General features: G+C 60.1%; 9 protein-coding genes. 2 read left to right on the forward strand and 7 right to left on the reverse strand.

What is annotated here, in order from left to right; genetic code table 11:
- Positions 1-340 (forward strand): energy transducer TonB (locus V3W31_02505; protein MEE9613809.1); only part of this gene is annotated, 340 nt, incomplete at its 5' end.
- Positions 341-343: 3 nt separating this feature from the next.
- Here the strand turns inward: V3W31_02505 and gcvPB are convergent.
- Genes gcvPB through gcvT form a run of 4 tightly spaced genes read right to left on the reverse strand, consistent with a single transcriptional unit; the run spans position 344 to position 4,722 of the window.
- The gene (gcvPB, locus tag V3W31_02510) at positions 344-1,816 is read right to left on the reverse strand and encodes an aminomethyl-transferring glycine dehydrogenase subunit GcvPB (GenBank protein ID MEE9613810.1); all 1,473 of its coding nucleotides are present in this window, start codon (positions 1,814-1,816) and stop codon (positions 344-346) included.
- Positions 1,803-3,194, reverse strand: coding sequence for an aminomethyl-transferring glycine dehydrogenase subunit GcvPA (gcvPA, locus tag V3W31_02515; GenBank protein ID MEE9613811.1), 1,392 nt, complete (start codon positions 3,192-3,194; stop codon positions 1,803-1,805). Before gcvPA ends, gcvPB begins: the two co-directional genes overlap by 14 nt.
- Before the next feature lie 2 nt (positions 3,195-3,196).
- Positions 3,197-3,583: a glycine cleavage system protein GcvH gene (gene gcvH, locus V3W31_02520; protein ID MEE9613812.1), complete on the reverse strand. Its 387-nt coding sequence runs from the start codon at positions 3,581-3,583 to the stop codon at positions 3,197-3,199.
- 32 nt (positions 3,584-3,615) lie between these two features.
- Positions 3,616-4,722, reverse strand: coding sequence for a glycine cleavage system aminomethyltransferase GcvT (gcvT, locus tag V3W31_02525; GenBank protein MEE9613813.1), 1,107 nt, complete (start codon positions 4,720-4,722; stop codon positions 3,616-3,618).
- Between the two features lie 211 nt (positions 4,723-4,933).
- On the opposite strand from gcvT, the gene V3W31_02530 reads away from it, so the two are divergent.
- Entirely contained in the window at positions 4,934-6,055 is a 1,122-nt protein-coding gene (locus tag V3W31_02530; GenBank protein ID MEE9613814.1) for a peptidase, read from the forward strand.
- 138 nt (positions 6,056-6,193) lie between these two features.
- Here the strand turns inward: V3W31_02530 and V3W31_02535 are convergent, their stop codons facing one another.
- From V3W31_02535 to V3W31_02545, 3 genes are all read right to left on the reverse strand, one after another.
- A complete protein-coding gene (locus tag V3W31_02535; GenBank protein ID MEE9613815.1) occupies positions 6,194-7,459 on the reverse strand; it encodes an ankyrin repeat domain-containing protein in 1,266 nt (421 codons plus the stop codon).
- Positions 7,460-7,765: 306 nt separating this feature from the next.
- Positions 7,766-9,379, reverse strand: coding sequence for a PAS domain S-box protein (locus tag V3W31_02540; protein MEE9613816.1), 1,614 nt, complete (start codon positions 9,377-9,379; stop codon positions 7,766-7,768).
- Between the two features lie 6 nt (positions 9,380-9,385).
- The coding region (locus V3W31_02545) for a HAMP domain-containing methyl-accepting chemotaxis protein (protein MEE9613817.1) at positions 9,386-10,933 on the reverse strand (1,548 nt) is incomplete at its 5' end.

The raw sequence follows: 10,933 nt of genomic DNA on the forward strand, positions 1-10,933 counted from the left end.
GGTGCTCGCGCTCAACACCTCCGAGCTCAAGTACCACAAGTACCTAATGAACATGAAGCGCCGGATCGAGTTCTACTGGGACTACCCGCCTTCGGCCGTACGGAACGGAGAACAGGGCAGGCTGAAGATCGACTTCACTATAGACAGGGACGGCAGCGTGGGTGACATAAAGGTCGTAAAGTCCTCGGGCTACCCGCCGCTTGACGACGCAGCCGTCACCGCTATAAGGCTCGCCTCTCCGTTTAACCCGTTCCCGGAGAACTTCGAGATAGAGCGTGTGAGCATCCACGGCAGGTTTGTCTATAACCTTATAAGCTACAGGGGCCGCGGCCAGCCGTAGCGCCTACCGGAGGGGGCGGGGGGGCTTCCAGCGGAGGCACGGCTCCCTGGCGGCCCCTACCTCATCGACTCGGGCCACCGGCGCGCCCGTAGGGGCGTCCTTCAGGAGCTGGGGCTCCTCCACGGCCTCCCTGGCGATACTCTTCATGGCCTCTATGAACGCGTCGACCGTCTCCGGGCTCTCGGTCTCGGTGGGCTCGACCATTATGGCCCCGTCTATAACGAGCGGGAAGTAGACGGTCGGCGGGTGGAAGCCGTAATCTATAAGCCTCTTCGCAAGGTCCATGGTGGTCACGCCCTTATCCTTAAAGTCCCTGTCGGAAAAGACGCATTCGTGCATGCAGGTCGTGTCATAGGGCAGGTGGTAGTACGGCTTAAGCCGCTCCTTTATGTAGTTCGCGTTCAGGACGGCCATCTCGCTTGCCCTCCTGAGCCCCTCCGGCCCCATGCTCCTTATATAGCCGTAGGCCTTTACCATTACCAGGAAGTTGCCGTAAAAAGCCTTTAGCCTCCCTATGGAGTTCGGGTGGTCGAAGGCAAGGCCGTACTTGCCGCCGTCTTTCCGTATCCTCGGAACGGGCAGGTAGGGCTCCAGCTCTCTTGTAACCCCTACCGGCCCTGCCCCCGGCCCCCCTCCGCCGTGCGGGGTGGAAAAGGTCTTGTGCAGGTTGAACTGCACGACGTCCACGCCCATCTCGCCGAGCTTCATGAGTCCCATGAGCGCGTTCAGGTTCGCGCCGTCACAGTATACAAGCCCTCCCTTCCCGTGGACCACCTCGGCTATTTCCTTTATGTTCCGCTCGAAGAGCCCGAGGGTATTGGGGTTGGTGAGCATCAGGGCCGCCGTGTCCTCGTCCATCACCCTGTCTATCGCCTCCGGGGTCAGCACGCCTTTACCCTCCGAGGCGACCCGCACCGCTTTAAAGCCGGCGAGGTGCGTGCTTGCCGGGTTCGTGCCGTGGGCGGTGTCCGGTATTATGACCTTCAGTCTGGGGCGGCCCTTGCCCTCGAAGTAAGCCGCCGCCATGAGAAGCCCGCAGAACTCGCCCTGGGCTCCGGCGGCGGGCTGGAGCGTTACGGCGTCCATGCCGCTTATCTCGGAGAGAAAACCCTCGAGCTCGTGCATAAGCCCGAGCGCGCCCTGGGTGAGCTCCCGCGGCTGGTAGGGATGGACGCGGGAGAAACCGGCAAGACCGGCTATCTCCTCGTTTATCTTCGGGTTGTACTTCATGGTGCAGGAGCCGAGCGGATAGAAACCGCTGTCCACTCCGAAGTTCCTCTGCGAGAGGCGCGTATAGTGCCTTACCGCGTCCGGCTCCGAGACCTCGGGGAAGCCTTCTATATCGCGACGGAGATGTCTTTTCGGAACGACCCCTTCTGCCCCCGCCTCCGGCACGTCCGGGGCAGCGGGCGCGACACCGCGCCTTCCGGGAGACGACAGCTCGAATATCAGTTCTTTGTCCTTACCTGCCGACAAGAGTGGCTACCCCCTCCGTAAGCCTGTACATATCTTCTTTCGTATTCATCTCGGTTGCGGCGAGGAGCAGGTGGTTCGACAGTTCGGGATAAAAGCCTCCGAGCGGCAGCCCGCCGATTATCTTCTCTTCAAGGAGCCTGTCAAGAACAGCTTCCACCTCTCCGTCGAGCTCGATCACGAACTCGTTGAAGGTCGGGGCGTTGAACGCCGTCTTTACTCCCTTGAGCTTCGAGAGCTTCTCTTTCAGGTACTCCGCCTTGGAGAGGTTGAGCCTCGCAAGGTCCATGAGGCCGCCCTTTCCGAGGCAGGCGAGATATACCGCGGCGGCAAGTGCGGCGAGCCCCTGGTTGGTGCATATATTGGAGGTGGCCCTCTCCCTCCTTATGTGCTGCTCACGGGTGGCGAGCGTAAGGCAAAAAGCTCTCTTGCCCAACCTGTCCTTTGTCCGGCCCACGACCCTTCCGGGCATCTGCCTCAGGTACTCGTCCTTCGTGGCCATAAAGCCGAGGTACGGCCCGCCGAAGCCGAGCGCGTTGCCGAACGACTGGCCCTCGCCGACTACTATGTCCGCGCCCATCTCTCCCGGGGGTTTTAAGATCCCGAGCGACAGCGGCTCCGTTACCACGACCACGAGGAGCCCCCCTTTTTTGTGTACGGCCTCGGCGAGCTCATCCACCTCTTCGAGCGAGCCGAAGAAGTTGGGGTGCTGTACGACGAGGCACGCGGTATCCTCGTCCACCGCCTCCCCGGCCGCCCCGGGCGGCATGATGCCGCTTTTCGCACAGTAGGGGAGTTCCCTTACCTCCTCGCCCGTGGAGCGCAGGTAGGTCCTGACGGTCTCCCTGTACTCGGGGTGGAGCGCGGAGCTCAGGAGGATTTTTTTCCTTTTCCTTTTCCTTTTCCCGCGCGTTACGCGCCTTGCCATGAGTGCAGCCTCGGCCGCGGCCGAGGCGCCGTCATACAGGGAGGCGTTAGCCGCCTCCATTCCGGTCAGCTGGCATATAAGGGTCTGGTATTCGAATATCGCCTGGAGCGTGCCCTGGCTTACCTCGGGCTGGTAGGGCGTGTAGGAGGTATTGAACTCGGACCTCGATAGGATGTGGCCCACGGCCGCGGGGGTATAGTGGTTGTACGCTCCGGCGCCGAGGAATGAAGCGTGGTCCTCGACGGTCGCGTTCCTTCCGGCTATCTCCTTAAGCTCGGCGAGGAGCGCCTGCTCGGAGAGCCCCCGAGGAAGGTCGAGCGGACCTTTAAGCCTGAGCTCGTCCGGGAACGCGCCCAGCAACTCTTCAACCGAGGAGAGCCCCAGAAGATCGAGCATGCGACGGACGTCTTCCTCGGTATGGGGTATATAAGGAAAATTTCCACTCTCCCCCAAGACTACTTTTCTTCCTCTATGAACGTCTGGTACTCTTCGGCGCTCAGGAGATCTCCGAGCTCGGACGCGTCACTCAGTTCCAACTTTATCATCCACGCGTCGCCGTAGGGCTCGTCGTTTATGACCTCCGGGCTGTCCACTATGGCGTCGTTCACTTCGACTACCTTGCCGCTTAGAGGCGAGTAGAGGTCCGAGACGGCCTTTACCGACTCGACCACGCCGAACGTCTCGTCCTTTGTGACCGTGCTCCCCTCCTGCGGGAGTTCCACGTACACCACGTCCCCGAGCGAGTCCTGTGCGTAATCGGTTATGCCCACCACGACGGCCGTGCCCTCCTCCCGCACCCATTCGTGCTCTTTGCTGTACTTAAGCTCCTTTGGAAACTCCATGTCTCTTCTCTCTCCTTTCCTGGTAATAGTTTCTATACGGCCGTGGCCGCGGCCTGTCTTTGATAGAAAGGCATGGTGACCACGACAGCTTTTGCCTGCCTTTTCCGTATCTCTATCGCCAGTGCCGTGCCCGGCACCGTTAAAGAGGGTTCAACAAGACCCATGCCCACGGCACGTCTGCTGCCCGTAAGGAATGCGCCGCTTGTGACCTCGCCTACCCTCCTCTCCCCCTTCAGTATGGCGTACCCTCGGCGCGGTATGCCCGGCCCGGCCATCTCAAAGCCCGCAAGCCGCCTCGCCGGTCCCCGTGCCGCCTCGCCCCGGAGGGCCTCCCTGCCGATAAAGTCCTCTCCATCGAGCTTTACGAACCTCGAAAGCCCGGCCTCGATCGGGGTCGTGTCCTCCGAGAGCTCGCTGCCGTAAAGCGGGTAGCCCATCTCGACCCGGAGCGTATCCCTTGCCGCGAGCCCCACGGGCCTGAGGTCGAACTCGCTGCCCGCATCCATAAGCCCCTGCCATAGCTCCACGGCCCCCTCCGGAGAGGTATAAAACTCGAACCCGTCCTCGCCGGTGTAGCCGGTCCTGGATACGAGGACCTCCACCCCCGATACCCTGGTCTCCACGAAGTGGAAGTGCCTTATCAGTGAGGGGTCGGTCTCGGAAAGCGGCGAGAGGAGAGCGGCCGACAATGGGCCCTGAAGCGCAAGCTGGGCAAAAGAGGCGCTCACGTCCTCTGCGGCGACATCATCGCCGGCGTTATCCCTTATCCAGCCAAAGACCTTTTCCGTGTTGGACGCGTTCACGCAAAAGATGAACCTTTTCGGGGAAAAACGGTAGAGTATCGTATCGTCTATGACACCGCCCCGGGGGTTGCAGATGAGCGTATACTGGCACCTTCCGTCCTCGAGCTTCTCCGTATCGTTAGTGGTAAGGCGCTCTGCCGCGCGGGCGGCCCCGGCGCCGGAGAGCTCTATCTCTCCCATGTGGCTTACGTCAAAAAGCCCGCACGAGTTGCGGACCGCCAGGTGTTCCTCGGTCTCGCCCGTGTACCTGAGCGGCATCTCCCAGCCGGCGAAGGCGGTAAGCCTCGCGCCAAGACCGCGGTGCATGTCATATAGGGGTGTCCTCTTAAGTTCCATACGGCGAGGGTAAGTTGCAAAGCGTCTGCTGCTTGATATTACCAAAAGGAAAAAGAATGTCAAAGGAAAAAATGGAAAAAAATGCCCGGAAAAACCCACCTGCTTTCCGCTCGGGCCGGGGTCGAAAGGGCCTGTTGACAAAGCCGCTTAAGGGGAGTATATTTAAGCTGTTGTAACCATATACTAAAAACAGTTCCGGGGGTTAAGGTCCGTGGAAGAGGCTATTACAAAGTTGTTTGCCGTAAACCTCGTGGTAAAGGCATGGGGCGGGGAGAAGGTGCTTGTCTTCACCGACCTTGTAAGGGACGACGAGGAGATAGGCAAGGACGAAAAGAAGAGGAGGGAGGGGGCGAGACGGGTGGCCCGGACGATCGCGGAGGTGGCCAAGCGTCTCTGTAACACCCATTATATAGAATACCCCTCGCTGGGCAGCCACGGCACGGAACCGCCGGCCAGGGTATGGGAAGCCGCTTTCGGCCCCCGTGTGCTGCGGACGCTCAGGGAAAACGGCCTCCTCGAAAAGCTCCTCGAAAAGAAAGTCGGCGCCGAAGAGATTAAAAAGTGCGAGGAGATAGTCAGGGAGCGTACTTTTGACCCGGTCACCTGCGTTATCGCCCTTTCGAACTACTCAACGAGCCATACGCGCTTCAGGGACTTCATAACAAGGATAGCGGGCGCGAGGTACGCCAGCATGCCGCTCTTCGAGGAGTCCATGCTCGACGGCGCCATGGCCGCGGACTGGGATGCGCTCCGGGAGAGGACCATCGGCCTGGCGCTGCGCCTCGGCGGCGCCGACGCCGTGCATATGGAAACCCCCAACGGCACCTCCATTAGCATGTCGATAAAGGGCAGGGAGGTACTGTCCGATACCGGGATACTCTCGGAAGCCGGCTCCTTCGGCAACCTCCCGGCCGGAGAGGCGTACGTAGCGCCGGTTGAGGGCAGCGCCAACGGGAAACTCGTGCTGGAGTGGGCGCCGACGAAAAAGCTCAAAAGCCCCATAACCCTCGAGGTCCGGGACGGGACGGTCGTCGGCGTAAGCGGCGATGACGCGTTCGCGAGGGAACTGGAGTGGAAGATAAAGGAAAACCCGCTGTTCGGGAATATTGCGGAGCTGGGGATCGGAACGAACGACATGGCCACCAGGGCGGACAATATCCTCGAGAGCGAAAAGATTCTCGGCACCGTCCACATAGCCATCGGCGACAACTCGAGCTTCGGAGGGATGGTGCGCGTCCCCTTCCACCAGGACTTCGTGTTCTTCAAGCCCACCCTCTCGGTGGAGAGGGGCGGGACGACGGTCCGGATACTTAAGGACGGGGATATCGTATAGCCCGCCGGTCATCGAGACCATAAAAGCTGCGAGCTAACCTCGAAGATCCCCGGCGGAATAAAAAGGGGTTACGGCTAATGCCGTAACCCCTTAAAATCATGGCCGCGGACCCGTGGACTAACCGTCCCTTTCGGGCCGCTACTTTGCCCCGGCCCTCAGGAGGATGCTCTCGATATCCGCGTGCCCGCTTTCCCTTGCCAGCGCCAGGGCCGTCTTGCCGGCGCTGTCCTTCTCGCTCAGGCCGGCGCCCTTTTCAAGGAGGAAGAGGGCTATCCTGGTGCTGCCGTGCCAGGCGGCGATCATAAGGGCCGTCCTGCCCGTCTCTTCCCTGGCGTCCACGTCCACGCCTTTTTCAAGGAGAAGGCGGGCCACGCCGGGGTTGTCGAGCCAGGCCGTATACATAAGGGCCGTCTTGCCCGTGTTGTCCTTCTCGTCCCTCTCGGCGTCCTCTTCGATGAGGAACTCCGCCACGTCCGAGTGGCCGTGCCAGACGGCGATCATAAGGGCCGTCTTGCCGTAGTCGTCCTTCTCGTCCCGTGCAACGCCCTTTTCCAGGAGGAGACGGGACGTGTTGACATGGCCGTGCCAGGCGGCATACATAAGGGCCGTCTTGCCCTCCTCGTCCTTCTCGTCCTTCTTAACGCCCTTTTCTATAAGGAGCCCCGCCGTCTTCGTATGGCCGTGCCAGGCGGCGGTCATAAGGGCCGTCCTGAGGTTCTCGTCTTTAAGGTCCTTCTTCGCGCCCTTTTCGAGCAGCAGGCGGGCGGTGTCCGTATTGCCGTTCCAGGAGGCGTGTATAAGGGCCGTCTTGCCCGAGAGGTCTTTCCGGTCCATCTTGGCGCCCGCTTCAACGAGGAGGCGGGCCGCATCCGTACGACCGTACGAGGCGGCATGCATAAGGGCCGTCATGTCGTACTCGTCCCGCAGGTTCACCTTCGCGCCCTTTCCAATAAGGAGGCGGGCTATGCCCGTGTTGCCGTTCCAGGAGGCAACCATAAGGACCGTCCTGCCGGAGACGTACCTGCGGTTTACCTTTACTCCCCTTTCGATAAGGAGGCGGGCTATCTCGTTATTGCCGCGCCATACGGCGACCATGAGCGGCGTCCTGCCCGAAATGTCTCTCGCGTCCTGGTCGGCGCCCTTTTCGAGCAGCAGGAGGGCGGTGTCCGTGTTGTTGTTCTCGATGGCGATCATAAGGGCTGTCCTGTCAAGGAAGTCCTTTGCTTCCAGGTCCGCACCCCCGGCTATGAGGCGCTCGACTTCCTCGTTCCGACCGGCCTCCACCGCGTCAAAAAGCCTCTCTTTAACCCTCTGCCCCTCGGCCGTCCCCGTAAAAAGCGCCGTGGACAGGAGCAGGGCCGCAAGAACGGTACCGCCGGCCGTTATTCCCCTTCGGATCTTCATCCGGTCCTCTTCACCTGGTTAATTCCCGTTTTATATACATAGATACGCCTACGGGTCTGTTATAGCAAACTCCGCGACGCCAAGTCAAAGACAATCGCAGCACGAAGGAGTATAAGCTCCAAGCACCAATATCCAAACCCCAAACAAATTCAAAGTTCCAAATGTTCAGAATGAACTCTCAATGAGTATCTTGAATTTTGGGTTTTGAACATTCGATATCGTTTGGAATTTGGTGCTTTGGATTTGGGGTTTGCAGTCAAGCCGTGCAGCGGTGCTTCGAGGAGTTTGACATGAAAAACGGTTCGGTCAGTGCGTACCCCTGACCACTCTGTAGACTACCTTGCTGAGTTCCGCGGCGCGATACGGCTTGGCTATGGTCTCTTTAAAGCCGTACTCCTTAGGGCGGGTCATTGCCGGGTCGTTCGAGTAGCCGCTCGAGACTATCGCCTTCACGTCGGGGTCCTCCCGGAGGAGCATCTTTATGGTCTCCCTGCCCCCCATGCCTCCCTTTACGGTCAGGTCCATGATGACGGCGGAAAAGGGTACGCCATCCTCCTTGGCTTTCCTGTACTCCTCGACCGCCCTGGAGCCTTCGCTTACGAACCGCACCTCGTAGCCGCTGTGTTCCAGCGACGCGCAGACAAAATCTCCCACCGACGTATCGTCGTCCATCACGAGTATGCGCCCGTTTCCCTTAACGATCGCCTCCTCCCCGTCCTTCTCCTTCTCCACCCCCTTGACCGAAGCGGGAAGAAAGACCGTAAACGTCGCCCCGCACCCCGGCTTTGACTCCACGGCGATGTGTCCGTCGTGATTTTTAATTATGGAATAGGAGGTGGCAAGGCCCAGCCCGCTGCCGGTCTCCTTGGTAGTGAAGTACGGGTCGAATATCTTCTGCAGGACCTTTTCTCCCATCCCGGCCCCGTTGTCCCTGACCGATACGGTCACGTATCGGCCCGCCCCCAACCCGGAGGGGTCCCCCTCCTTCAGGGTAACGTTTTTACATTCCACCCTGACCGCGCCTCCGCACGGCATGGCCTGCTTCGCGTTTATGATAAGGTTGCTTATGACCTGGCTTATCTGCCCCTCGTCGGCCTCCACGCTAAGGAGGTCGTCGGGGATAACGGCCTCTTCGGTTATGTCGGTTCCCCTGAGGGCGATGTCAAGCGCCTCCCTTACCACCTCCGCTACGGAGACCGTTTTTATAAGGGTCTCACCTCTCCTCGAGAAGGTAAGCAGCTGCCTGGTCAACTCGGCGGCGCGGCGGGACGCCTTCTCCGCCTTATCGAGCCTCAGGTAGAGATTGTCATTCGGTGAAAAGGACAACTTTGCGAGAGAAACGTTGCCGATAATCGAGGTAAGGAGGTTATTGAAGTCGTGGGCGAGGCCGCCTGCGAGAAGGCCGACCGACTCGAGTTTTTGCGCCCTCAGGGCCTCTTTTTCCGCCGCCTTGCGCGCGGTTATATCTTCCTTTACGGCGAGATAATGCGTTATATTCCCCTGCTGGTCCTTTATGGCCGAGATGTGCGCGTTCTCCCAGTAGAGCTCGCCGTTCTTCTTCCTGTTTAAGAACTCCCCCTTCCACTCCCCTCCCGAGGAAATCTTCCCCCACATGTCCCTGTATACTTCCTCCTTGGTATGCCCCGTCTTAAGGACACTGGGGTTTTTCCCCTTTACCTCTTCGAAGCTATAGCCGGTCAACTCGGTGAACTTGGGGTTGACGTACTCGATGTCCCCGTTGGTGTCGGTTATTAGGACCGTGGCGGGACTCTGCTCGACGGCACGCGAGAGCTTCCTTATCTCCTCTTCCGCCTCCGCCTGCATATTCGCGACGTTAGCCTTCTTCAGCTCGTCGAGCTTCCGGCGCAACTCCTCCACTTCACCGATGAGCTGCGCCTTTGTTTTAGCCGAGTCTTTCATGCCAGGTCACGCCCGGGAGGAACGACGGCTGACGTGGCCGGTAGGAGCCCCGGGGGCCGCAGCGGCCTTCCCTTTTTTACCCTTTGGGGCCGTATCGACGGTAAACTTCGAGACCGAGCCGTTAAGGGTCTCGGCCTGCCTGCTCATCTGCTCGGCCGATGCGGCGAGCTGCTGGACGTTGTCCGCGTTACTCTGGGCCATCTCCCTCAATTGCTCCACGGATTGGACGACCTCTTCGGTGCCCGAGGCCTGCTCGTCGGCCGAGGAGCTTATCTCCTGGGTTATTTCCGTCAGGTTGGCGACCGCCGCGGATATCTGCTCGCACCCCTCGGCCTGGTCGCCCATGGACGCCTTTATGTCCTGCGAATACCTGGTTACCTCGGAGACCGACTCCTCTATCTTTTGCAGCGCCTCCACCACTCCGTCGGAAAGTTTTAACGCCCCCTCGATGGCGCCCACGTTCTTCTCCACGTCCTTAACGGCGGTGGTGGCCTCTTTCTGGATGCCGTAGATAAGCTCGGATATCTCGGCCGTGCTCGTGGCCGACCTCTCGGCCAGCTTCCTCACCTCGTCGGCCACGACCGCGAAGCCCATGCCGTGCTCGCCCGCCCTGGCGGCCTCGATGGCCGCGTTCAGCGCCAGCAGGTTCGTCTGCTCGGCTATATCGTTTATCACATCTATTATCTTCCCTATGTCCTTGGTCCTGCTCCCGAGCATCCTTATGGTCTCGGCCGAATCGTTCATGACGCCGGTTATGTTCTTAACGCCTTCGGCCGAGAGGTCCACGGCCTCCTTGCCCGAGGCGACCGTGCCGGCGCTCTCCCTGGCTATATCGGCCAGCTTGTTCGAAGTTTCGGCCACCCTCTGTATGGAGTTGATAAGCTCCATGATGAAGATGGACGTCTCGCTTACGGACGCCGACTGCTTCTGGATGTTCCTGGCCACGTTCTGTATATTGGCGCTTATCTCGTGCATGGTGGCCGATATTTCCTCCACGGCCGTGGCCGCGGTATCTCCGCTCCTGCTCGACAGCTCGCTGGCGGTGGCGATATGGGCGGTGGCGGAGGCTATCTCGTCCGCCCCTCCCCTTACCTGGCCGACTATAGCGCGCAACCCCCCGACCATCTTCTTGAACGAGTTGCCGAGCACGTCCCTTTCGGTCTTGGGGGCCACGTCCTTCCGGAGGTCCCCATCGGCCATGGTCTCGGCCGTATGGGCCACCTCCTGCATGTAAAGGACCATATCTTCGAATGCCTGCCCGAGCTTGCCTATCTCGTCTTTTGACGCCACGTCCACGACCACGTCCACGTCACCCTGTGCGAGCCTCTGCGAGGCCTGCACCATCTGCTTCAGGGGACGCTTGATGCTGCGCATGATTACGACCGCGAGAAGGGCCGCGAGCAAAAGGGCGCCGAGCGTAAGCGTTACGTACAGGAAAAACTCCCGGGACGCGGTACGTTGGAGCGAGGCCGCCTTCTCGTTCAACCCCGCCGAGAGGTAGTCCTCGACCTCCTTAAGGAGGTTTATCTTTTTCGTTATCGTCTTGAACCAGTA

This window comes from Thermodesulfobacteriota bacterium (genome assembly GCA_036482575.1).
Classification (GTDB): Bacteria; Desulfobacterota; GWC2-55-46; order GWC2-55-46; family JAUVFY01; genus JAZGJJ01.